Annotated in this window: 25 protein-coding genes and 3 pseudogenes; 18 read left to right on the top strand and 10 right to left on the bottom strand. The window is 65.9% G+C overall.

Annotation, left to right across the window (positions count from 1 at the left end; genetic code table 11):
• The first annotated feature begins 73 nt into the window (after window positions 1-73).
• The 7 genes and pseudogenes from KCH87_RS11380 (at window position 74) to KCH87_RS11405 (ending at window position 4,125) form a co-directional block, all read left to right on the top strand.
• Window positions 74-541, top strand: a complete 468-nt coding sequence (locus KCH87_RS11380) for a DUF5959 family protein (protein ID WP_247196022.1) — start codon at window positions 74-76, stop codon at window positions 539-541.
• A gap of 274 nt (window positions 542-815) precedes the next feature.
• Window positions 816-1,004, top strand: a pseudogene (locus tag KCH87_RS48985) (hypothetical protein); the annotation flags it as partial.
• 38 nt (window positions 1,005-1,042) lie between these two features.
• Window positions 1,043-1,351 (top strand): hypothetical protein, encoded by a 309-nt coding sequence (locus tag KCH87_RS11385; protein ID WP_210585853.1) that lies wholly within the window; start codon window positions 1,043-1,045, stop codon window positions 1,349-1,351.
• Window positions 1,352-1,528: 177 nt separating this feature from the next.
• On the top strand, window positions 1,529-1,750 hold the full coding sequence (locus KCH87_RS11390; RefSeq protein WP_210585854.1) for a hypothetical protein: 222 nt from the start codon (window positions 1,529-1,531) through the stop codon (window positions 1,748-1,750).
• A 162-nt stretch (window positions 1,751-1,912) separates the two neighbouring features.
• A complete protein-coding gene (locus tag KCH87_RS11395; protein WP_210585855.1) occupies window positions 1,913-2,296 on the top strand; it encodes a hypothetical protein in 384 nt (127 codons plus the stop codon).
• 528 nt (window positions 2,297-2,824) lie between these two features.
• Window positions 2,825-3,256 carry a hypothetical protein gene (locus tag KCH87_RS11400; protein ID WP_210585856.1) on the top strand — a complete coding sequence of 144 codons (432 nt, stop codon included), beginning with the start codon at window positions 2,825-2,827 and terminating at the stop codon, window positions 3,254-3,256.
• Window positions 3,253-4,125: a hypothetical protein gene (locus KCH87_RS11405; protein ID WP_210585857.1), complete on the top strand. Its 873-nt coding sequence runs from the start codon at window positions 3,253-3,255 to the stop codon at window positions 4,123-4,125. Before KCH87_RS11400 ends, KCH87_RS11405 begins: the two co-directional genes overlap by 4 nt.
• A gap of 171 nt (window positions 4,126-4,296) precedes the next feature.
• Here KCH87_RS11405 and KCH87_RS11410 read toward each other — a convergent pair whose 3' ends face one another.
• The 4 genes from KCH87_RS11410 to KCH87_RS11425 form a co-directional block, all read right to left on the bottom strand.
• Window positions 4,297-5,058 carry a hypothetical protein gene (locus KCH87_RS11410; RefSeq protein WP_210585858.1) on the bottom strand — a complete coding sequence of 254 codons (762 nt, stop codon included), beginning with the start codon at window positions 5,056-5,058 and terminating at the stop codon, window positions 4,297-4,299.
• A complete protein-coding gene (locus tag KCH87_RS11415; RefSeq protein WP_308298809.1) occupies window positions 5,055-5,666 on the bottom strand; it encodes a sigma-70 family RNA polymerase sigma factor in 612 nt (203 codons plus the stop codon). Before KCH87_RS11415 ends, KCH87_RS11410 begins: the two co-directional genes overlap by 4 nt.
• 133 nt (window positions 5,667-5,799) lie before the next feature.
• On the bottom strand, window positions 5,800-6,369 hold the full coding sequence (locus tag KCH87_RS11420; protein WP_210585859.1) for a hypothetical protein: 570 nt from the start codon (window positions 6,367-6,369) through the stop codon (window positions 5,800-5,802).
• 423 nt (window positions 6,370-6,792) lie between these two features.
• Window positions 6,793-7,146: a hypothetical protein gene (locus tag KCH87_RS11425; protein WP_210585860.1), complete on the bottom strand. Its 354-nt coding sequence runs from the start codon at window positions 7,144-7,146 to the stop codon at window positions 6,793-6,795.
• A 628-nt stretch (window positions 7,147-7,774) separates the two neighbouring features.
• On the opposite strand from KCH87_RS11425, the gene KCH87_RS11430 reads away from it, so the two are divergent.
• The 3 genes and pseudogenes from KCH87_RS11430 to KCH87_RS11440 all read left to right on the top strand — a co-directional run bounded on the left by KCH87_RS11430 (window position 7,775) and on the right by KCH87_RS11440 (window position 9,949).
• Entirely contained in the window at window positions 7,775-9,001 is a 1,227-nt protein-coding gene (locus tag KCH87_RS11430; protein WP_247196098.1) for a serine/threonine-protein kinase, read from the top strand.
• Between the two features lie 74 nt (window positions 9,002-9,075).
• A pseudogene (locus tag KCH87_RS11435) lies at window positions 9,076-9,258 on the top strand (site-specific integrase); the annotation flags it as partial.
• A gap of 244 nt (window positions 9,259-9,502) precedes the next feature.
• Complete coding sequence (locus KCH87_RS11440; RefSeq protein WP_308298810.1) at window positions 9,503-9,949, top strand: hypothetical protein; 447 nt, start codon at window positions 9,503-9,505, stop codon at window positions 9,947-9,949.
• 164 nt (window positions 9,950-10,113) lie between these two features.
• Here KCH87_RS11440 and KCH87_RS11445 read toward each other — a convergent pair.
• Window positions 10,114-10,924 (bottom strand): annotated as a pseudogene (locus KCH87_RS11445) (transposase family protein).
• A 135-nt stretch (window positions 10,925-11,059) separates the two neighbouring features.
• Entirely contained in the window at window positions 11,060-11,518 is a 459-nt protein-coding gene (locus tag KCH87_RS11450) for a carboxymuconolactone decarboxylase family protein (RefSeq protein WP_210585864.1), read from the bottom strand.
• 86 nt (window positions 11,519-11,604) lie between these two features.
• On the opposite strand from KCH87_RS11450, the gene KCH87_RS11455 reads away from it, so the two are divergent.
• The 3 genes from KCH87_RS11455 to KCH87_RS11465 all read left to right on the top strand — a co-directional run bounded on the left by KCH87_RS11455 (window position 11,605) and on the right by KCH87_RS11465 (window position 14,315).
• The gene (locus KCH87_RS11455; RefSeq protein ID WP_210585865.1) at window positions 11,605-12,480 is read left to right on the top strand and encodes a sigma-70 family RNA polymerase sigma factor; all 876 of its coding nucleotides are present in this window, start codon (window positions 11,605-11,607) and stop codon (window positions 12,478-12,480) included.
• A gap of 393 nt (window positions 12,481-12,873) precedes the next feature.
• Window positions 12,874-13,353, top strand: coding sequence for a hypothetical protein (locus KCH87_RS11460; protein ID WP_210585866.1), 480 nt, complete (start codon window positions 12,874-12,876; stop codon window positions 13,351-13,353).
• Between the two features lie 65 nt (window positions 13,354-13,418).
• Window positions 13,419-14,315, top strand: a complete 897-nt coding sequence (locus tag KCH87_RS11465) for a phosphotransferase family protein (protein ID WP_210585867.1) — start codon at window positions 13,419-13,421, stop codon at window positions 14,313-14,315.
• Between the two features lie 24 nt (window positions 14,316-14,339).
• On the opposite strand, the gene KCH87_RS11470 is transcribed toward KCH87_RS11465, so the two are convergent.
• Window positions 14,340-15,587 (bottom strand): hypothetical protein, encoded by a 1,248-nt coding sequence (locus tag KCH87_RS11470; RefSeq protein WP_210585868.1) that lies wholly within the window; start codon window positions 15,585-15,587, stop codon window positions 14,340-14,342.
• 409 nt (window positions 15,588-15,996) lie between these two features.
• On the opposite strand from KCH87_RS11470, the gene KCH87_RS11475 reads away from it, so the two are divergent.
• The 4 genes from KCH87_RS11475 (at window position 15,997) to KCH87_RS11490 (ending at window position 17,973) form a co-directional block, all read left to right on the top strand.
• Entirely contained in the window at window positions 15,997-16,548 is a 552-nt protein-coding gene (locus KCH87_RS11475) for a bifunctional DNA primase/polymerase (RefSeq protein WP_210585905.1), read from the top strand.
• Window positions 16,538-16,849, top strand: coding sequence for a hypothetical protein (locus tag KCH87_RS11480; RefSeq protein WP_210585869.1), 312 nt, complete (start codon window positions 16,538-16,540; stop codon window positions 16,847-16,849). The genes KCH87_RS11475 and KCH87_RS11480 overlap by 11 nt, the downstream gene beginning before the upstream one ends.
• Window positions 16,850-16,853: 4 nt before the next feature.
• Window positions 16,854-17,180 (top strand): hypothetical protein, encoded by a 327-nt coding sequence (locus KCH87_RS11485; protein ID WP_210585870.1) that lies wholly within the window; start codon window positions 16,854-16,856, stop codon window positions 17,178-17,180.
• A gap of 250 nt (window positions 17,181-17,430) precedes the next feature.
• Window positions 17,431-17,973 carry a hypothetical protein gene (locus KCH87_RS11490; protein WP_308298811.1) on the top strand — a complete coding sequence of 181 codons (543 nt, stop codon included), beginning with the start codon at window positions 17,431-17,433 and terminating at the stop codon, window positions 17,971-17,973.
• A 244-nt stretch (window positions 17,974-18,217) separates the two neighbouring features.
• On the opposite strand, the gene KCH87_RS11495 is transcribed toward KCH87_RS11490, so the two are convergent.
• Entirely contained in the window at window positions 18,218-18,610 is a 393-nt protein-coding gene (locus KCH87_RS11495) for a hypothetical protein (protein ID WP_210585871.1), read from the bottom strand.
• Window positions 18,611-18,762: 152 nt separating this feature from the next.
• Window positions 18,763-19,530, bottom strand: a complete 768-nt coding sequence (locus tag KCH87_RS11500; protein ID WP_210585872.1) for a hypothetical protein — start codon at window positions 19,528-19,530, stop codon at window positions 18,763-18,765.
• Window positions 19,531-20,424: 894 nt separating this feature from the next.
• Here KCH87_RS11500 and KCH87_RS11505 point away from each other — a divergent pair.
• Window positions 20,425-21,390 carry a hypothetical protein gene (locus KCH87_RS11505; protein WP_210585873.1) on the top strand — a complete coding sequence of 322 codons (966 nt, stop codon included), beginning with the start codon at window positions 20,425-20,427 and terminating at the stop codon, window positions 21,388-21,390.
• A gap of 486 nt (window positions 21,391-21,876) precedes the next feature.
• Here the strand turns inward: KCH87_RS11505 and KCH87_RS11510 are convergent, their stop codons facing one another.
• The gene (locus KCH87_RS11510; protein ID WP_210585874.1) at window positions 21,877-22,497 is read right to left on the bottom strand and encodes a hypothetical protein; all 621 of its coding nucleotides are present in this window, start codon (window positions 22,495-22,497) and stop codon (window positions 21,877-21,879) included.
• Between the last annotated feature and the right edge of the window lie 227 nt (window positions 22,498-22,724).

Consider the following 22,724-nt stretch of genomic DNA (forward strand, 5'->3'; position numbering starts at 1 on the left):
ACCGCGTGAAGCGGCGGCAGGCCGGGGGCCGCTGGTTGGCCCCCGGCCTGCCTGCCACCTGCAGGGATAGAATTTGGCCACTACGAACGTCTCGGAAGGGGCAACGATGGCACAAGGGCCGATCGACCTGATCCGCCTGGTCGGCGGAGGCAATAGCGTCGTCCTTCGGGTCACGGGAAGGGAGACCGGGGGAGGGGCGCGCACGACCGACGTGCTGACGAGCGAGTTCGTGGTCGACACGCCGTTCATCAGCGGAACCCTCAATGACTGGTTGTTTCCTGCTGACTTGACCGAATGGCAGGAATGTCTCGACGCACTCGATGCCGGACAGCCCATCACCTGGCGTGAGGCCGCACGAGGCCCCTCCCTGTCGATCGAACGCGACGAGGCCGACGAGCGACTCCGTGTCACCATCAGGGACAATGTGATGACTCTGACAACGGTGACCGTGACGGTACCGCTGGCCGACTCCTGGTTCGACGACGCCTACCACCGCCTCGAACAGGTCTGGAAGACCTTGCCTCCGGCCGAAGGCGGCTGAAGCCCGGACCGACTGGCGCCTCGCACACGTCGTTCGTGATGCGGCGGACATCGTGAGCGGGGTTCCCTCCCCGAGCGCGAGCACGGGAAGAGCGGCAGAACATCCGCCCACCCAGCATCGCCGTAGTGGTGGGCCTTCGGCCGGAACAGTGCGCGGTGGCCGGGCAAGGCCGTCGCCGTCTCCCTGATGGCCTTCGCCTGCTCCTCCACTTCGGCCAGACTTCGTGCGTCTCGCTCCGTGAGCGGCAAAAGGATCGATACGCCTGTAACCCGTGATGTTTGTGATGCCGACATCCGCTGCCCGCAATCGGCTGCCGCTGCACTGCTCGGTGGCCGGTCTGCGGGTGGTGGATTTCCTGATCGACGGGCTGCGCAAGGGCGGGGCCGAGCGCGAGCGGGTGCGGGACCCGTTGTTCGGGCTCGGCGCCTACGTCGGTGAGGTGCTGGTGCGTCGCGCGGGGGCGCAGGCGGGCGGCGCCGCATTCCCGGACTGCTGCTGCGCATGGTTCCGGAGTCCCGGGCCGGCATCGAGACCATGTCCGCCCTCCCGGCGCTCCAGGCGCCGGTCAAGGACACGGAGTTGGTCGCCCGGTGCGCGGAGATCACCGAGACCCTGCTGCTGGACCCCGTCCCGTCCGTGAGCTCTGCCGCGTACTTCCAGTTCGTGGAGCCGCGCTTCGGCAGCGAGGAACTCCTGGGCGCGGCCGTTCCGTTGGTGCGGCCGGAAACCCTCCGGCTCACCCTGAGCGAACTGGACCCCGACCGGCTGTCAGCTCCGATGCGTGATGCGTTGGCGGAATTCCTGCAGTGATCCTCCCCAGGACGCACATTCCGGACACCGTGACGGTCACGTGGTGCAGCGGCGACACGGGGCGGGAAACACCGTCCCAATACCGAACACGCCTTAGCGGAAGGGGCGGTGCGCCCTACCTGAATCCGCCCCTTCCGGTGGTGGAAGTCGCTCATTGGGGGGCCGCGTCAGGCGGAGATGTCCTGGGGTGAGACCGGAGAACGTGTCGGTCTGTCGCTACCTGAGGACTACAAGCGCCTTGCCGCGGTCTTCGGCAAGGGGCTCTTCTCTGGCTTCCTTCAGATCCTCTTGGCCTCGGCGTTCGGCAGGTTCCAGAGCTATTTCCCGAACGGTCAGCGGTCCATCCAGATCATCGTGACCTGGTCCACCTGGATCAACATGGATGATGCGCTGAGCTAATCTCGGCGCAGGGCGCCCCGTTCACACGATGTGGAGTTAATTGTGCGGTACGTCAGGTTTGCTCGAATCGCCGCCATGGCCTTGTTGACCGCCATGACACTCGGGACTACGGCGTGTATTGCCCCGGATGCCAGATATGAACGGGAGCCCGCCCCGGAACCGGTGAAATCGGGCGAGCTGACAGGAGACTGGAAGGGCTGGCGGGGGAGTGCGCTGGAGCTGGTCTCCGGCGGACGGGCGACTGTGACAAAGCTCGACGGGCAGTCCTGGGACTTCGACGACGGCTGGCGGATGACCGGAAAAGGGACCTGGCGCCACGAGCAGAACATCCTCGTCGTCTCCGTCAAAGCGAACGACGTCGCGGAAAGGCCCAGATCCGCCGATGACCCCGGCGTGCCCCTGCCGAGCCCGAATCCGGAGGAATTCCCCAAGGAATACCGCTGGCAGTTCAAGGCGCGGCATGGCGAGAAGGGCCGCCTGGAGATCTACTTCTTCACCGGCGACCCGGACACCCGGGATGCGTACGTCATGTGGCAGGCGGGCTGATCGCGGTCTCGAACCACGCCGGCTGACCTCCATCCGCACCCCCTCCGGCTGACGCAGGATCAACGGCGGGAAGGAGGCATACAGCCACCACCGGTTAAACGCCAAGCGCTGGGACGCCCAGTTCGGCACCTACGGCATGGGTTTCCGCGACCACGACCCTGGCCGCGCGGACCCGTACGCAGGTAACCGGTAGGGCCTTCACCGGCGGCAACTCCACCTCTGGCATCGAATGCGACGGCCACGGCTGGCTCGACGACGCGGCAGGCTGGACCAGTCCGGCTGCCCCGGCTCGTATCTGAGCTCGACAGTGGCGCCCGCCGCTGTGCTCCGTCCCTCGGGGGGCGACGCTTCCCGGGTCACGCCGTCACCAACTAGCCAAAGTGCAAAAGGTTGTACGTCTGCTGTGACTTTCTTGTGTGTCAATCAACACGCCTGTAACCCGTGATGTTGGTGCTGCGGCATCCGCTTGATCGGTCGGGAGGGCCACACGCAGGTCTTCCGACGTACCGAGCGGAGGGGTGGGGTCCCATGGGTCGAGTGGACGAACGTGTCCCGTGTGCGGGAGAGATGCGGTCGTGGGCCGGGGGGTTCGTCGCCCGCGTCACCGCCCGCAATCGGCTGCCGCTGGACTACTCCGTGGCCAGTCTGCGGGTGGTGGATTTCCTGATCGACGGGCTGCGCAAGGGCGAGGCCGAGCGCGAGAGGGTGCGGGACCCGTTGTTCGGGCTCGGCGCCTACGTCGGTGAGGTGCTCGTGCGTCGCGCCGGGGCGGTGTGGGTGGACTTCGACGCCGACCAGCGCGCCTACTTCGGCGAGCCGGTCGGGGTGCGGATGCCGGACGGCCGGGTCTGGAACCCGCTCGGCAAGGTCTGCAACCGCTTCGACCTCGGCGGGCCCGGGGAATCGCTCCAGACCTTCTATCTGACGCTGCACGGCCGGGCCAGGAGGGCTGTCGCGTGAGACGGACCATTGCCGTGCCGGCGGTGCTCCTCGCCGCCGCGTTGACCGGCTGTGCGGACTCGACGGACGAGGGGAAGCCCGTCGAGTCCGCACAGCCCACCGCCCAGAGCCCGCAGGCCGTCCCCGCCGACCCCGAGCCCCGCACCGCCGCCGAGTTCCTCGCCCGTGCCGAAGAGGCGATGGCCGGGCAGAAGGGCTGGACGTTCGCGGTGAAGGGCCGCGAGGGCCTGGTCCTGCGGGGCCAGGAGAATGCGGCGACCTACACGGCCACCGTGCACCGGACCACCGGCGACCCGTGGGCGCTGCACTCCACCGGCACCACCCTCAGCAAAGGCGTGAGCAAGCCCGAGGAGATCTACGTCGCCGACGGGACGGCCTACGTCAAGAAGGGCACGGCCGCCTGGGAACACGGGCCCCTCAACGACCCGGATTTCGCGGACAAGGTGGAGGACCCCCTCGCTGCGCTCGACGCGTTCCGGGGATACGGCGACGAGGTCACCCTCACCGCCTCGGAGGACGGCCGGGACGGCCAAGTCGAACTGCGCGTCCACATCCCCTCCGGCCGGTTGTCCGACCGTCGGCACCAGCCCGCCCTCGAGAAGGCGGCGCGCGAGTTCCGCTCGACGTTGGACCAGCTGCGCGCGGCGGGGGTCACCGCGAGCGAGCGCGAGATCGTGCTGGGCCGGCTGGAAGAGGTCCTGGTCCTGGACGCCGCCACCTTCCGTATCACCTCTCACCGCTTCGCCTTCGGCCTCCAGATCCCCTACGACGGGCAGCGCATCCGGTACGACCAGGAGGTGACCGAGCGGACCTCGGGGACGTACAACGGGGCTGTCATGCTGCCGGAAGGGGCGACAGCCGCCCTGTGAGGGGGCGAGACGCAAGTCCCTGAGACCAGGCTGTGCCTCCTCGACGAGTGCGGCCGAGTCCGCTACGAGTCCCGCTGACACCGGCGTCGGGGAGGGCAGACCTGTCACAGTCGTGCTCGCTCTTCCGGCCACGCGGTGCTTCAGACAGGCACCGCGGCGCCGGCTGGGTGTCTACCTTGGTTTCCCCTTCGACGGCTTGGCCTCGGCGCTCGGCTTGCCTTGGCCCTTCCCGGGCTCGACTGTCTTTTCGGTCTTGTTCGTTTTCGTCGGCGCTGGCGTGGCCTTGCCCGCAGATGCCGTCAACTGGGCGCAGTAGGCCGCGACTTGTCGTTCACCGCCCGCGGCGCGGACGAGGCGCTGCCATGCCGTGGCATTCAGGGCGTTGCCACGGTCCTTGACGTTCTCGTAGGCGCGGCAGTGTGCCTCGACGTCCTTCGCCGTGCCGGGGCGTGAGGAAGAGGCGGTGGGTGCCGTGGCGGACCCGGTGAAGGGAGAGCCCTGTTCGCCAGGCGTGGGTGCGGGCGGCCGAGGTGTGCTGTGGTTGGTGTCGGCCTGGGGAGGGCGGGGCCGGCCGCTGTCCATCACGCCGATGGAGGCGAAGGCGATGCCGCCGAGCAGCGTGCTCGTCGCGAGGGTGAGTGCGCCGCCGCGCGCCCAGCGTTGCTTCCGGGTCCTCGGGCGCCAGTCGTCCCGGCGCCGGGTACGCAGGCGAGCCCCATCGCTCGCTGTGCGTGCGCTGCGGAACGCGGCAAGGGCGGCCTGCTCCGCACGGTCGTCCACGGGCTGCCGGCGCAGTGCCTCACCGATCCGTACGGCCATGCTGTCCAGGCCGGACGTGTCGTCACGTTCGGTCGTGTGGCCGGGGCGTGGGGCGGCCTTGGGGTGGCGGGCCTCGCCGCTCAACGGTTCGTCTCCGTTTCGAGGGGTGTTCATCTCGGTTCCCCCAGCGTCCGCGCGACCTCGTGTGTCACATCGTCGGTGCCGAGCAGACGGGCCAGGTTCCTCACGCCACGGCGGGCCAGCACCCGTATGACGGCGCTGGGCCTGCCCATCACCCGGGCGACCGCAGCCTCGTCCAGGCGCACGACATGGCGCAGGAGGACCGCCTCGGCCTGGGCGCGGGGCAGCCGGGTGATGAGGGTCTGGGCCGTCGCGGCGGACAGCGCGGCTCCGGGCAGGGTGTAGGCGATGTGCTCTCCGGCCTGCGGCGTCAAGGGACTTCCTGCCGAGCGGGGCGATGCGCCGCGGCGTCGGAGGTGGCCGCGCGCGTGGCGCCGGGCGATGCCCGCCGTCCAGCCGCGGAAGCCGTGCGCGTCGCCACGAAACCGTGGCAACTCGCGGGCGATCTCCCGCCAGGCAGCGGCGGCGACGTCCTCGGCGCGCTCAGCCACGGTCCCGCGCAGGTAGCCGAGCAGGCCTGGCTGGACCGATCGGTACAGCACCGTGAACGCGGCCTCGTCACCGTCCTGGGCCCGGGCAACCGCCGCGCCCAGCGCCAGATCGTCGGGCGACACGCGCTGAGCGCGCCCTGTCTTTCTCACGATCCGTTCCCCCACTGGCCGAGCAACGCCCAGGAGCGTACGGCACGTCACACCGGCCTCCCAAATAGCCGGTGACCGCTGCATATAGCCGTCACATCGGAGCATCGCTGAGTCATCTGGAGCTGAAATTCTGTCAGCCTCGGCCTTCGCTGCGGGCGTCCGGGATCGCCGAGGCGAGCCGGGCGGGGGAGATCGCCGGCCGAGGTCGCCCGGCAGGGCCGGGGCGCGAGCGGGGAGGAGGGGCGGCGCCCGGTCGCGGCGGACTCGGCATAGGCACAGGGGCGAGCTGCCCTGGGCCCTGCCCTGTGCCGGCGGTCGCCGAGCCGCGTGATGGCGTGAAACGGGCCACCTCGCCCGGAGACATGCCGAGCAGACGGCCGACGTCTGCCTGGCTCACGCGCAGCTTGTCCACGAGCTCGTGAACGGCGGCGGCGACCGCCTGCTCCTCAGCGGCGACCGCAGCCGCCCGGCGACGCCGCGCTTCCGCCACCGGGCCGAGCACGGGCGCGAGTTCGAGGACCACAAGGTCCAGCACGATCACGTCCGGAGGGGCACCCACGGCTTCGGCGACGAGGCCGCGCGCCCGGTCCTCCGCACCCTCCAGCGTGCGGCACTGGGTGTGCACGTCGAGACCGGGGACGTCGACGGCCCACCACCGGCCGATGCGGTGCAGCAGGACTTGGACTTCGTAGCGGGGACTCACGGGCTCTGCCTCCTCTCCCCTCCGTAGGCGACGTCGATACCAGTGCGGGGCCGGTCCGGGATGTGCCCGAGTCCGTGCTGTCGGCGGTCGCGGGCATCACCTACGGGTGCGTCCCGCGCCACTCCGGCTGACCGCCCGCAGTGGCTCTGGTGTGGCCGTCCCGGCGATGGGCTTGCTGCGCCGCATCCCGTCCGGTCAGTAGTTCCGCTGCCTGATGCTGCGTGTGTGCGGCCGCCAGCTGAGCTTCGGCGACGGCGTCACCGCGTTCGCGTACCAGGTCCTCATAGATCGGCAGGTGATCGTTGTCAGTGGAGGTGCGTGTCACAGTCGACCTTTCGGCTGCCGTCATTTCCCTGCATGGTCGTCAGCAGGGAAGGCGCCGACGGCAGCGGTTTGTGGCGATCGATAAAGGCCGGTCCGCTGTCAGGCTCTGTTGAGCCGGGCAGCGATCCCATGGCCGATCAGCAAATACATGACAGCCGGGAGACCGTAATTGAGGAGAACGCGTAGCCCCTCTGTGTCCATCGTGAAAATATCCTGCGACCACCAGGCAAGCCAGTTCGCCGTTCCCCGCACGAACTCGACGAACACATTCGCCTGGTTCGCGTCGAGCAGGAACAACAGGATCCACAGGCCGAGCAGGCCGGCCGCGATGTCGGCGATCGTGCAGACGGTCAGGGCCGTGCGCCGCGTGGCGGCCTGGTTGCGCACGGAGCGGTCCGGGCCAGGGGGCTGGTTGTACGTCTGATACCCGGGAACCGGGTCGATGTTGCTCACAGGAAATCCGATCGACGTAGTGCCATATCGGCGCGCTCGCTCCAGGTGTCGAAATCCAGCCCGGGTCGTCGCCCCGCTTCTTCCTGCCTCTGCGTTCCGCATGCGCTGCCGTGTTACACCGTCGCCCGCGATGACCCAAATATGGTTGCCTATTCGGTCACTTCCCCAAATGTTCGTGCGCCAGGGTGCTTTTCCGGATGGAATGGTGGAGGCGGTTCGAGGGGGCCACGGCGCCCATCCTCCGGGGGGAGGTATGCAGGCGCCGCCGTGCAGGGGCAGGCTCGGTTTTCACGGCACGCTTCTGCTGCGGGCCTACGTGGGGGCATCCGGATGCACCGGGGGCTGTGTAGCGGTGGGTGCCTGGGGGTGTGACGGCACGGCTCTCCAGTGCGCTGTAGGGGGTGGACCCAAGGCCACAGGGTCCCGTGTGGTGCCCGCTCGCCCCCTTTTCGAGTGGGTGGTCACGCATTGAGGGGCAGGCAGGCGAATCCCCCGTCGTCTGCCTGCCCCATGCGTTCCCCTCGGGTAGGTGTCCGGCCGGGGAGGGCATACGCACGGGCCTCGGCATCCGAGGCCCGAATGACCACAAACCGCGCTGGTCGAATCCGGGGGATGTGCAAGCGTCGTGATGATCGGGGTGGGTGTGCAGGGTCTGCTGGCGGACCGTTATCAGTTGCAGCAGCTGCTGGGACGCGGCGCGATGGGCGAGGTGTGGCGGGCCTTGGACCAGGTCCTCGGGCGCCCCGTGGCGGTCAAACTGCTGCGTACCGAAGAGGCGGCGGACGCCGAGCGGTTCCGTCTCGAGGCGCACATCGTGGCCCGGCTCAACCACCCCAATCTCGTGGGCATGTACGACTTCGGCTCGCACCATGACCAGCTCTACCTGGTCATGGAATTCGTCGACGGCTGGAGTCTGGCCCAGGAACGCTCCCTGCGCGGCGCCCTGACCCCGGCGGAGGCGGCAGCCATCGCGGCCCAGGCAGCCGCCGGCCTCTCTGCCGCACACCAGCAGGGAGTGATCCACCGGGACATCAAGCCCGCCAACGTGATGCTGACCGCCGACCGCACAGTGAAAATCGCCGACTTCGGGATAGCACGCTTCGCCGAGAACGCCGCCAGCAACATGACCGCGACCGGCAAGATCCTCGGCACCGCCGACTACCTCGCCCCCGAACGCGCCCTGGGCCGCCCCGCACAGCCCGCCTCCGACCTCTACTCTCTCGGCTGCGTGCTGTACGAACTGCTCACCGGACGGCCTCCGTTCAGCGCAGCCACCTCGCTGGCCGTGGTCCAGCAGCACGTCGATGCCACACCACCACCACCCGACCGGCTGCGCCCCGACATACCGCAGCCGCTCTCCGACTACGTGCTGCACCTGCTCGCGAAGGACCCGGCCCACCGGCCCACCGCCGAGCAGGCGGCCGACTGGCTCACCGCGCAGCACGAGACGCCGCCACCGGCCGAACCGGACGGCACCACCCTCATGCCCGCCCCGGCGACCCCACCCCCTCCGGCCCCCCGTACCACCGAGTCCCGCACCGGCGCGCACTCCCGCCCCCGCGGCCGCCGCAAACTGTTCTCCAGAGCCGTTCTTTGCGGCGTCGGCCTCGCGCTGTTCGCCGGGGCCGCAGCCCTCGGCGCAACGCTGAACTCGGGTGACGCCGCGCCTACGACCCCTACCTCACCCGCCACCACCGTCACCTCGATACCCGCAGGCCGGACCCCGGCCCCAACGCCATCGTCTGCCACTCCGTCCGCCACGACGCCTACGCAGGAGCACGGTGACGATGAACGCGACGAGCGGTCAGACAAGCACGGCGAAGGGAAAGGCAAAGGACCGCGTTCTGACGACTGAGCCGTTGATCGAACTCGCGGTGTCGTATGGGCTGTCGGTCCTCGCACGGCGGCTTCGGGGCGGGGATGTCCAGTCCGTACGACCTCCGTCACGCGGCCGTCTCCCAGTGGCTCAACTCCGGTGTACCCGCCCCAGAGGTGGCGGCCCGTGCCGGTCACTCGGTCGATGTCCTTCTGAAGATCTACGCCAAGTGCATCGACGGCCAGGAACAGGAGACGAACGACCGGATCTTGAAGGGCCTGGGGGAGGAGCTGTAGGTGCTGGCCGAGTGACTGCTGAACGGCCTTGCCGGCCTGTCGAGGGAGCCCCGGGGAGAAGGGGGCTCCCTCGGCGTTACGGCCTGTGCGAATCGGGGCTGGCTGAGATGCTCGGCTCATGATGGAGCGGGCCGGTCGTGTGCAAGGTGATGGCGTCAGCCAGGGGAAGTATGCGCGTGTCGAGAGGGAGAGACGGTTCTTGCTGGCAAGGCCTCCGGTTCCGTCGTCGGTCACTGTCACCCGTGTGATCACAGACCGGTATCTGGTGGGGACACGCCTGCGCCTGCGGCGGGCCGCGCGCCCGGACGGCGGTGGTTGTGAACTCAAACTCACCCAGAAAGTGCCCGCCGACCGGCCGGGTGCCGTGCAAGGGCTGACCACGAATACCTACTTGTCCCCAGCCGAGTACGACTTGCTTGCCTTGCTGCCGGCCGCGGTGTTGTCCAAGACGCGGTTCAGCGTGCCTCCTTTGGGCGTTGACGTCTTCGGAGGTCCTTTGCAGGGCTTGGTCCTGGCGGAGGCCGAGTTCACCAGCGATGAAGAGGCCCTGGCTTTCGTGCCTCCTGAGGAGTGCATGGCGGAGGTCACGGACGACGCTCGCTTCACCGGCGGGAGACTGGTCGGGACTTCTCGGCAGGAGTTGATGACGTGGCTGGCCGAGTACGGAATCCGTCCAGATGCTCCTCAGTAGTAGCGAAGGGGCATGGGGCAGTGTCCTTGCCCAGGGAAGACTGAGACTGCCTGGGTTTCAATGAGGGGACATCCGGATTCCCGAAAGGGGGTCTGGCCAGCGAAGAGGCCCGCCAAGATCATTACATCGTCATTACGTGATCACTGAGGTTTTCTCACTGAAGATCATTTCCAGTGCCCGTTGAGAACGAGTGCGGCGCGGGCTATGTCGCCGATTCTGCTGGGGCTGAGGGTGACGTGCTTGAGGGTTCGCCAGCGTTCCTTCAGTTCCGCCGCGGTCCGCTCGCCGCGCGCCCTCATGTGTCTGATCAGCGCATTCGTGGCGCGGGTTCCTCGGTCCAGGGCGGTCTCGGAGTGGCCTTTGGGGCGGCGTACGGGCACGTGAATGCCGATGCCGGCGCCGATGTAGCCCTTGTCGGCGAGCGTGGGAAGCCCGTCGGCGGCGGCCTTGTACAGCGCGGGCAGCACGTGGATACGGGCCGCAGTGATGTCCGGGGTGGAACCCGCCTCGACATCGGAAACCCACAAAGGGGTGCCGTCCGGCGCGGCCAGGAACTGAATATTGCCGCCGAAGCTCTTGTGTTTCTGGGAGAACCACAGGTCGTTGCCGTTTTCCCGGACCCCGGCCAGCCGGTCGTAGGGGATCAGCGTGCCGTCCAGCACCACGTGTGTCATCCCCTCGGCGCCGCAGAGGTCCAACACCTCGTGCAGATCAGGAGCTTGGGCGGCCAGCGCGCCGATGCCTTCATGGAGGTAGTGGTAGCCGGTGGCCTGCGAGATCCCGGCGTCCCGGGCCAGGCAGTGCACGCAGCCGTGTTCTCGGAACCAGCGCAGCACCAGTACCGCCTGGCGGAAGCGGGCCCAGGGCGCGAGAGCCCTTCGGCGTGCCGATCCCGCGCCGGTGGGCGGCCAGCAACCGGGCGAGGAACTCCACGACGTGGCGTGGGACGTCGAGCGCGGCAGCATACGTGACCAGGGTGAAGCCTCTGGTTCGAGCCGACATGATCTTGGCGGACCAGTCCTACCAGGGGCTTCACGCCTGCCTGGCCTCGTGGCCCACCCGGAGATCATTTCGCTGGGGAAGCCTCAGGGGGTAAGAGCCAGGCTGGGCTCAGCCCCAGGTCTTGCCGGCCGGTTCCTTGATCGTGCGGTTGATCCGGTTGAAGAAGTTGGTCAGCGCGATCTCCAGGTTGATCGCGCCGATCTGCTCCTCGGTGAAGTGGGCGTTGGCCTCTTCCCAGATCTCGTCGGTGACGCCCGGCGCACCGTCCTGCAGCCGGGTGGCGGCCTCGGCCAGCGCCAGTGCCGCGCGTTCCGCGTCGGTGTAGAACGGCGCCTCGCGCCACGCTGCGACGTTGTGCAGCCGCTCGTCGGTGTCACCGGCCTTCTTCCCGCCGGCAACACTGGCGTAGATGCACGCCGAGCAGCTGTTGATCTGGCTGGAGCGCAGGTGGACCAGCGCGAGCAGCTTCGGGTCGACGCCCCCGGCGGCGATCGCCTTCTGGAGGTGCTGGACCGCGGTCCACACATCGGGGTTGTTCGTGTTCTTGTTCTTGAGCCGGTTTTCCATGGGGGAGTGCTCGCCTTCATCGGGTTACGTTGCGGCGCCTGTGCGCGTCATCCCTATGACGGAGCAGCTTCCAGGGAGGTAACAACATGGCCGGCGCCCATCCCGCGGACCCGATCGTCGATGCTTTCGAGTCCCACCGTGACCGGCTCCGTGCCGTCGCCTACCGCATGCTCGGATCACATGCCGATGCGGAAGACGTGGTCCAAGAGGCGTGGCTGCGTCTCTCCCGCCAGGACACCGACACCATCGACAACCTCGGCGGCTGGCTGACCACCGTGGTCGGCCGCATCAGCCTCGATGTCCTGCGGTCGGGCCGGACGCGCCCAGAAGTCTCCTTCGACGACCAGTTACCCGAATTCACCGTGACGCTCGACGACGCTCCCGCTCCGGAAGACCTCGCGGCAATCGGGGACTCCGTCGGCCTCGCGCTCCTCACGGTCCTCGACTCGCTGCGCCCGGACGAACGACTGGCGTTCGTGCTGCACGACGTGTTCGCGGTGCCCTTCGCGGAGATCGGCACCATTCTCGGCAAATCCGCCGACGCGACCAAAATGCTCGCCAGCCGCGCCCGCAGGAAGGTACAAGCCGCCCAGCAGCCGGCAATCGCCGGACGACAACAACGCGAGGTGGTCCAGGCCTTCCTGGCCGCGGCCCGCGACGGCCGGTTCGAGCAGCTGCTGCAGGTTCTCCACCCCGAAGTGAAGTTCACCGTCCACACCCCGAACGGCACGTTCGTCACGCTCGGGGCCACCGAAGTCGCCACCCGTGCGCGAGTGGCAGGCAGTGCGGCACGAGCACATGCGGCGACCGTCAACGGCCGCCCCGGCACCATCTCCTGGAGCGAGGACGGCACCCCGCTTTCCCTCCTGACCTTCACTGTCGCCGACGGCCACATCACCGAGATCACCGCCGTGGTCGACCCGGCCAAACTCGCGCTCATGGACCTGCCGGACCCGGTGTGACTCCCTACCGGCGAAGGCCGCGCATACCCGAAGTGGTCCACGCCGGATCCCGCAGAGACGTTGAACTTAGCCTCTGAGAAAACCTCACTGACAAACGGCTGCTTTCAGCGGCATCCGCCTGCACATACGCCAAGACCCCGCACTCAGCCAACGCGCTGATAGCGGGGTCTTTGGGCACCCAATCCAAGGTGCCCCCGGCAGGATTCGAACCTGCGCACACGGCTCCGGAGCCCAGGTGAGCCGTGTGCGCGTTTGGAGCCCTGACCAGGGCCCCAGTGGCTACATGACGTCGCGCTGACGAAGATCATTACGTCCCTATTGCGTTGGCGGCCTGTCAGGGGTCTTGGGCGGCCCGTATGGTCGAACACATCAACCGGGTGCAGGGGAGGAAGGTTGAGCGCGGACGTGTGGACGGGGGGCACAGCCGTGGTGTCGCTGTTCGCACTAGTCATCGCCTTAGCTGCGTATCGGAGGCAGCGTCGGGCAGAGGACTTCAAGCTGGCTCGCGACCTGCACAGTGATCTCACCAGCGGGGATGTTGCAAGGGCACGCGAAGACCTCGGCACCCTTGTGTACGACGGTAGCCGCATCACCGATGACGATCTCCCTCGCGTCCGCAACTCCTACTTCGCGGTTCTCTGGTGCTTTGAGCGCATCTACGCCGGTCGATGCGCCATCGCCGACGGGTGGTCTTTCGGGAACAGGCCTCTAGAGCTCCTGGACCGCATGGTCGGGTGGCAGGTGCGGTACTGGTCAGAGAACGCTGGCGACGTGAAGCAGGCACTGGAGGACCGGCTTGGAGTCGAGCTGTCTGATGGGAACTCACGGCTGGCGCTCGACGCGTTGAGCCGCGCAATCCCCAGAGCTGAGTAACCCGGGTACCTGAGCAGGGTGCATCGTGATCAACCAATCGAACCAGGCGACTGGAGGCCTCGGGCATGGCGGCGGAGTTCACGGCGGAGACTGCGGGCGCAGCGTTCAAAGAGGCTTGCCGAACCATCGGGCTGGATGCCTCGGAAGCGGAGTTGCTGCGGCTCGGCTCCAACGCCGTGTTCCGTCTATCGACGTCGCCGATCATCGTCCGCATTGCCCGTGACCCCGATGTCCTGGAAGAGATGGAGCGGGCGGTACGGGTCGCCCGGTGGCTGGAGGCGGAAGACCTTCCGGCGACCCGGGTGCCGGCTGGAGTCGCGCAACCGCTGATGGTCGGCGGTAGGGTTGTGACCTTCTGGGAGAGCGTGCAGGAGCACGAGGAGTACGCCACGGTGGGCGAGTTGGCCGACCTGCTCCGCCGACTTCACTGGCTTGAGGAGCCCGAGTCTCTGAGGCTCCCGTACTTTGACCCGCTCGCGAAGCTGTCGGGCTCCATGAGGCAGATGAACGGCATCTCGGAGGAAGACCGCACGTTCCTGGAGGAGCGAGCCGCAAAGCTGAACAAGGACTATGACCGGCTGGACTTCGTGCTTCCCTTCGGGATGATCCACGGGGACGGGAGCATAGGCAACGTGCTCCGTCACCGGGACGGTCACGCGGTGCTCATCGACCTTGACGGCTTCGCGCTGGCCCCGCGCGAGTGGGATCTGATCCAGACCGCGATGTTCTACGACCGGTACGGCTGGCACACGAAGGCTGAGTACGCGGACTTCGTGCACCGATATGGCTTCGACGTAATGAACTGGCCTGGCTACGAAACCTTGGCGGATCTCCGCGAACTGATGATGGTTGCCTGGCTCGGCCACCAGCTCGGCACGAGCGAGCGCTCTGCCGCCGAATTCGCTAGGCGGGTGCGGTCCCTCCGCACAGGAGAGGGCCGAGACGAGTGGGGCCCGTTTTGAGCGCGGGGAGCATCCGCCGATGCCTCAGACTCCGACGTGGCTGCCCGAGGCGACCCACAACCTATGGTCCCTGACCTGGTCGGTGAAGGTCCGTACGTCCGGGCTGTCGCCGGCCGCTGCGAGATTCTGGCGGAATTCGGCAAGGTAGCTCACGCATCGGGCCGACTTGAGTTGCTCCCCTAGATCGAGCGCATCGAGGGCCACATGGCAAGCTTCCTCGACGTCTCCGGCACGTAGGTGGGCGTCGGCAAGAACCATGGTCGCGAAGAAGTCGCTTCGTACGTGGCTGCCGCTCATGGCGTTCTCGGCATGCGCGACGGCCTGGCGGGCACTGTTGACGTCGCGGAAGCAGTGGGCGGCCTCGGCGGCAAGCTCGGCCTCGTCGAAGTAGCTGATCCATTCCGGCTCGTCGTCGTTGTTCCGGCTCTCCAAGGCTCTCGTGGCTGCACTGAGGGCCGCTTCGCAGGCACGCACGTCGCCGGTTCGGGCAAGGGCGCGAGCCTCCATGGCGTGGAACTGGGCGCGCAGCGTTGGCGTGGCCACGGGCGAGATCCCCATGAGAGCGGCTCGGGCGAGGGTTGCGGCCTGCGTGTACCGGCCCGGGAAGGTCGCCTGATGACTCATGGCCGACAGAATGCTTCCGGCGAGCCGCCGGTCGTTGGCGTCCTGGGCCAGACGGAGAGCCTGGAGAAAATACCGCTGCGCCAAGCCGTGACGGCAGGCGTCGTAGGACATCCAACCGGCAAGGAGCGTGGCTTCCGCCACGGTGGAGAACAAGGCGCGCCCGACCTGTTCGGGGTACTGGCCGTGCAGGAGCGGCGTCACTTCGGTGCTGAGGTACTGGACGGCCGCGTGACGTGCGTGGTCGCCACCAAAACGGTCGTCCAACTCGGCGAACATGCCCGCGGTCGTCTTGATAGCGGCTACGTCCCCCAGACCGACGCGCATTCCGTCCTGACGCTGCCGGGGAACGGCCGGCTCGGGCGCCACCAACCAGCGAAGTGAGGCTTCATTCCAAGCGGGCTCGGAGGGCTCAGCCTGTAAGAGGGGCTCGTACCGGTTGAGGTCAGCGCGCCACAGTTGACCGACTGCTTTGATCGCGCCGTCGGGGCTCGCTGGATAACTGGCGTCCAAGAGCCCCGTGTCGCGCTCGCCTTCGTGGTTCAGTCCGAGCTCGGCGGCAGTCAGGTCGTACACCTCGCACAGGAACGGACCATAGAAATCGTCCGGGACGCTGCGCCCGTTCTCCCAACTGGCAATACGGCGTTTCACGCTGGCGTCAGCCGGGAGCTGGTGACCACGGCGGGCCGCAACTGCACGTAGCTCGCGCACCAACCGTGGCTGGCTCCATCCCCGGTCTATGCGGGCTTTCCGTAAGAGAACGCTGGTCGGCTGCATCGATGACGTGACCGTTCCCTCCCCACGGCTGCACCGGTGTGCTGAGGCTCACAACTCTCTGACCCTATGACCGAATGTACGCGCCGTGCATCACTGTGCGCCGCAAGTGACTGGGGATCGAGGGTAGTTGACCCGTGACGGGGGATGACGCGTCCACACGTGACGTGTCATCCCCCGTCCCCTCTCGTCATCTGCCCTGGCCAGGGTCGTGGCCGTGAGTCTGGACACAGGGCGGCATCGCGGCCGCAACTGAGTCTGACCGAGGTGAGATGACGTGCAGAGGATGACCAGCAGGGGCGTCGAATGGCTCTCCGTGGCCGCAGACGATCCGGCCGCGTGCCGAGCTACCTGGACGGACGATCCCCGAGCGCCGTACATGCTGCCGACCGGCCGCTTTTTCGACGTAGTCACGGTGGACCAGCGCATCGGCGTCGAGGCCTTCGATCAACTACTACGCCGTGGGCTCCCGTTCGGTCCTACGGTGCTCGACCACAAGGCTCGACGCGTCGGCTTCTTCTTGGGCTCCCAGAGTCAGGAGACCTTCGTCCACTACCTCTCGCAGGAAGAAGGCACGCCACCCGGTTACCGCTACCTGAGTCGCGGTTCGGCGGTTGTCGTCCCAGGTCCGATGCCCATGTCTGGTGACCGTTACGAATGGCTCCGTCCCCCGACTCGGCGCCCGATGGCCAACCCGCTCCGCCCGGTGGCCTTGGCGACCATGCTCGTTGCCTCAGCCGAGCTGCTTGCCCGCGTTGACCGGTACGGCGAGCGCTACGCCTCTGCGGCTGCCCCCGCCGTATCGGCTTCCGAGGGGACTGCAACCGATGCGGGATGACGCCACCGACCGACATGACGCTGCTACCTGGTCCCCTTTGGACAGCGACGGCTGGTACGCCGCGCGCAACGCTACGACTGCACTTCGGGACGCCTTGATCCGCGCTGGGCTGGAGAGGGATTTCCCCTACCTGCGGGCCGAACTGAACGCCTTTGGGCATGGCCTGGTCGAACTCGGGCGCGTGTCGCCGGCCACCGCTGAACGACTGGCAGAACTGCTGCGGCTGGCGTTGGCTTCGGGCTTGGAGCGTCTTGAGGAGGGCGCCGACGAAACTGCCGAACACCGCACAGGAAGGGAATGACGCCATGACGGACCGATGGGGAGTCGTCGCCAATCGCGCCGAGAACCTGATGCCCGGCGTCCCTTACGTCCGCGGCTGGGCACAGGCTCGCCGCAGCGCCGGCGCCTTGGCCGTGCAACTGACCGCCGTTGGCTTGGAGCCGGACTTCCCGGGCCTCACGGCCGATGTGAACGTCTCGGGCGATGGCCTCGTACGCCTCGGCACCATCCGGCCCGAAGCGGCGCTTCTGCTGGCTGAACTCATCCTCTCGGGCCTCGCGGAGGAGGTCCCAAGGCACGTTGATGCGTCGACGCAAGACGCGGGGAGCTCCCGCCACTCGCCAGCTGCCTGACCCTTCAGCCTGGTCGACTCCGGGCGGTCGCGGTTCGAGCCTGCTCCCGCGACCACTCGGCCTGGCCCCGCAGGTCACCGTCCCCCGGCGGCCGACGTGCGGGGCCTTCTTCTGTACGCCGCGTCTCCTCGTCTGTCGGTCTGCCACTCGGCCGGGACCGGCGCCCCAGCGCCGCTAGGGGAGGATGCAAAAGAGTGCCAACGGTCGAGAGCACGACGGGGTGGGGATGAATCAGGGGGATTCTGAGTCTGTGGTCGGCATCGACAAGCCGACGGGCCAGGAGGCACGCGAAGCCTGGGGCTCAGAGGCGTACTTGATCCTCGTAGGCGTAGCGCAGACGTACCACGCAGTGATCACTTACAAGGAGTTGGCGGAGGAGATCCAGAGCCGGACTGGCATCCGGACCAAGACTCTCCTGCACAACTGGATCGGTCCGATCTTGGGCCGGGTGGTGCGTGAAGCCCACCGTCGCGGCGACCCACCACTGACGGCTCTGGTGGTCCATACAGACGACGGCAAGGTAGGCAGTGGCTACAAGGAAGTTCTGGCAGTCGCTGGAGAGCCGCCGGTAGATGACGAGCTGGAACGCGAGCATCACGCTGCCGAGGCCCGCTTTGCTTGCTACCGCCGCTTTGGGGCGACCATGCCGCCTGGCGGTGGTGTGCCGGCCCTCGCCCCCAGACTGCAGGCCGCCGTCGAGCGCCGGCGCGAGCGCACCGAAAGGCCCGCCCGGGTTTGTGAGCGCTGCTTCGTCCAACTGCCTTCGACAGGCATGTGCGATTCGTGCGGTTAGGCGACGACTGCTTCGTCCCGAATTAGGCCCTGGAAGATCGCCTATCTGTGCTCTAGGTCAAATGTGCAGGTCAGGGCGTTGGGGAGCATCGGTCTCCGTTGGCGCCCCAAGAGATCCCGAAGCAAGATCATTTCCAGGGATTCTCCAGGGCTCGCTCACGCTCTCTGCGCGCGATGCAGGAGCTGGCGTGTGGTCCGCTGGCCGTACCGCCTGTCTCGCCGTGAGGCACTGCGAGCCTCGGAGGCTAGGCCCTGCTACGCGGGACTGGAACGGCAATGTATAGCTGCCGGAGTCCCTGCATGGCGGCATGGAACGCAGCCGCGATTTCGCGTGCCTTCTGCTCGCTCTCGATCGCCCATATGGAGATGTAGCCAGGTGCAATGTTGGCCTGCGTCACCGCGCCAGCAGATACCAATAGTTCAACCGCGGACCGCAGGACTGCCACTGCCTCGTCCGGGATGGTGGGCCCATTGCTGGCCAGAGCGTCAAGCTCCACCTTCCAGCGCGATCCCTGGCGAGCGATGCACACAAAGATCGCGTCGTTGGTCTTGGCGCTTCTGTAGGCCGCGTGGTGAGCTTCCGGTTTGGTGCAGTCGGGGATGAGCGCAGCGGGTAGAGGGGTTCCAGGCGTCGGCATGCTGACATCGTCGCAGGCGCTCCCACCGTTAATCAGGCGAACACCCGCCATCGCGGCCAACCCCACGCCGCCTGTACGGGCCGTCGATGACCTGAACTGAGAGATCCCGGTAGCGACACAGCGACTAAGACCGCAAGTGAGACCGGGCCGCATCACGCGGGCGCGGACGCCCGTTCCCTGTAGAGGTGGAAGCCGTATTCGACCATCTGTACCGCCAGCGTGGTGACCCAGACCATGATCTTGTAGTCAGTGGAGAGCCTAGCGAGCGCGACGTTCCCTACCTGGCCCATCACTTCCCGTTCCAGGAAAGCCATGCTGTGGACGTCTCCATGGGCGAGGGCACTGCACGCGCTCCAGACGGCCTCGGCCTGGTCTCCTCCCACGCCCGCTAGGTGATCACCAGCAGTGCAGACCATCTTCTTGTAGCCGAAGGCCAGTTCCTTCTTCACATCACTCGGTGGGATCCCGGCGCCAACGGCCAGATCCGTGATCTCTTTCGTACGTTCCATCTTGGTGCGCCTAGGGGTCTTACTGAGCAGTTGGTGCATACGGTCCGAGTGACCGTTGCTGTCCACCTGTAGAGCGAGCCGGCGCTGGATGCGCGTCAGCCGCTTGCCCGGCGCAAGCAACCAAACCGCCCGAGCGCCGTTCTCGAACGCCCCGCGTAGCAGCGTCGCCTGAGCGTAGGTGTGCATCGTGACGGTGATTTCGTCCCCCTGCTGCTCGCCGACCAGGCTGCGGCGGAGGCAGTGCAGGTGATCGCTGGCGACGGTGAGCGCCTGCCAGGCCAGGTGCGACACCTGGTACGGGTTGGTCTTGGCGTCGTCGCCCGCCAAGACGCTGCCGGGCTGCACGTCCCAAGCCGACGAGGGCGTGGAGGTGAGCGCCTCGTAGGGCTTCGTCTGCTCCAGCTTCGTCAAGATTGCCCGAAGGTACTGCTGTTCGTCAGTGCTCGTTGTCACGGGATGAAGATATTCGCCGAACTCGCCCGCATGCGAACGGGTTTCAGGACCGCCGCGCTGTCACGTCTTCTCCCGGGGTTGACCTACCCCAATGCGCCAACCTATCGGCTTCTCAGGTGCGTTGGTCCACACATAGCCCACGGGCTCCGCACCGAGCGCCTGACTTCTTCGTCCCGAAGCAACATGGATACGGGCTCTGCCTTTGGGCTGATGCACCTGTCACCTGCTGTGTTAGCCCGCAGGCGTGCGCGGCTGTCCGCCGCCGTACGTGAGCGTTGTCATGCAGTTAGACACTCACTCAGCATGCGCCCCGGCGCTTAGAAGGCGCCTGGTGCTCGCGACGCAACGGCGTCCTGACCTGCCGAGATGATCGAGGTAACGTCTACGGCATCGAACTTCGACACACATTCGACTGTGACGGCCAGAGAGACACGCTTCACTGGTCTCGTGGAACTTGTACAGCGACCGATCAAGTGGGATCGGCAGAAGCACGCTTCTGGCACAGAGTCTCATGAAAAGCGCTGTGCTTGGGGCGCTCCATGTAGTCAGGAAGCGTGTTGGAGCGTTCACGTACAGGACAAGGGCGGCGACAGCAAGTGGGCTGTCTGCGAGCAACATCGCGCTTCGTCAACGGCCTTGAACACCATGCGGCCTGCTGAATAGCACAGGGTTTCAGGACGTCAGCGGAACAGCCCCGGCAGCGGGTGTCCTGTGCACATCCATTGCGACCGGCGGGGCCGCCGGCCGTCGTCCTCACGCTCGGAGATCTTGAGCCCGCCGGACTTCTCCGGGCAGCCATGCCAATAGTCTCGATCTCCTGTCGTACGCCCACCTCCTCGGTAACATAACCGAATGAGCTCTACCCCCGAATTGTTCGGTATACCTGTAGCAGTTTTGGCCCTTATCGTGGCCGGAGCCGGTTTCTTGGTTTCGTTCGTTGCTCTCGGATGGCAAATATCAAAGCACATGCTTGACGGAGGCCGAGTGCGGGTGTACCTCAATGCAGCCACATGGGAACCGGATGCAAGACTCACCACTAACAATACCGGAAAATGGAAAATGGAGACGGGCGAGTTTGGGCGATTCGCAAAGGAGAATATAGAACTAGCGCAGCTCGTCGTCGAAAATCCCGGCCGCACGGCAATCACGATTCACCGCCCAAGCCTAGCGATCTCGACCAAAGGAAAGAAGGAGTACTTCGTTACGCCGCGAATGTTCAAACTTGAAAACTACGGATCGGACACCGCAACAGCGGAAACGGTCGTACGCATAGATCCATACGACCGCGTCACTTTCCTACTCGACTACTGGAGCGTAATCCATAGCCAACTAGCCGATTCCCAGAGTAAGCGTATCAACGTGCGTGGCTCCGTCCTGGTGGCAGGTCGTAAGCGCCCCCGAAGGTCACCCAGGAGGCTGACATGGAAGATACCGAAAGACGACTGGACCGCTTATACAGACGTGAGAAGTCTTTCGCCATTTACGGTTATGTGGCGCGAGATTTGTCGGTCTCGTCTAGGTGGAAAGAATCCAAATAGTAATGAAACAAGCCCCCCGGTAAGCGTCCTCGGTGCAGTTCTATTCGAGGCCATGCGAAAGTTCGAGGAGCGCCCCTCTCAGGAAGACTTCAGATCCGCCATCAGGGAGGTTGCCGCAGAGTGGAAAATTAGTCATTTGCCGCTCCAAATTTCTTCGTTTCGGATGTATGAAGCCCTAGACCGGAATGGGGAAAACCTAGGACCCTGGCCCCATGAATCAGTCGAGAGCGCGTCGGTAAATGAGGCTCCTCCTGGTGCCACTGAGGTGGACCGCGACTGACGACCACTGATAGCGCCGCAACCGCGCGCTCCTGAAGAATGAATGTGTGCGGGCAGAGTCTCGGTGGCCGAGCCGAGGTGTCGTTCGAGGCTCACCCGCCGTGCGAAATGTAGCGAAATGGTCGTCGCGCCTGCCGCACCTCGCTGCTGTGCCGCGCACGGCTCCGGAGGGCCTTTCGGGCCCAGACCTATGCGCGCAGGTCACCGATGTACGGGTCATCTGTAGTCAGCTGCCCGTCCACGAATAGTCCGCAGCTTCCGAGGTGGCCTCCTCGATGCGAACTACGGGCGGGGCGGTTGCTGGGGTCTGGTGGAGTGATCATACAGGTTGAGAGCGGCATGGATCGTTGGTGCTGGTCGACAACGTTGTTGTACCTCGCTGCTGTACGCACGCGTTCCGGGCTCATCGGCTGTCGATGAACTTCAGGTTGCAGGACAGGAATCGGTCACCGTGAACCCGACCGCGCAGAAAATTCGAGCGGTTGCACTATTCATTCCTGCGAGCAACATACCCGAATAGCATCCCAAACAAAACGAACACGATCGAAAGAATGATCGAAGCCAGGGATAGTGGATCGAGCCATCCATATTTATCAATCAGCAAGTACGATGATTGCGCGCAGAACGCAATGGGAAGAATGATCGCAAACGTTATCGCCATTACGACTTGCGCGGCCTCTCCTAGCTTTTCGGACTCACCCAAGTGTCTCTGTCCGATACTCAACACGCCGCTACTAGGCTTCATGAGAACAGCTATATTACCTAGGCTCGGGCGGAATTTTTCCCAGAGATGGTCAAACGCATCCTGGCAGTCGATCCATCGACACGCCTGAACTACGGAATCATAGTAAAGGTACCCTGCAATAGCCGGAAGAGACCTTTGAAGCGTTGTCGAGTTTGAAAATTGGAGCCCGGCTAGCGAGAACCTCAAATCTTCTTTGCTTCCAATTAATAGCTCAAATAATGCGGCGGTTATAAGGTACAGCACGATCGCTCGGTTCATCGCCTTAGAGGTTTCCCTCCAAGACTCCTGAAGTTCCTCTATGATTTTATCTGCATCCTCGGGGGAGAGGCCTTCGGTATCTGACTCCAAGTACTCTTTCTTCATTTATGCCTCCATCGGAAGCGGCGTAGTGATGAGTTCGTGAAGCGGGATGTACTATTTTCATGGAGTTCATGGTAGTGGTCAAGCGTGCGGCACGGGAATGGAATGACGTAGATCGTACGAATGAGTGACTCGGTTCGTAGCAGGCATCAACGAAGGTCGGTGGAGTCTTAATGGCCCAGTCAAGCGGGCTGGGGTTGGTCGCTGCTGGGCAGGGCCCATTGGGCGTC

Origin of the sequence: Streptomyces sp. GESEQ-35, assembly GCF_017948485.1 — a bacterium.
Classification (GTDB): Bacteria; Actinomycetota; Actinomycetes; order Streptomycetales; family Streptomycetaceae; genus Streptomyces.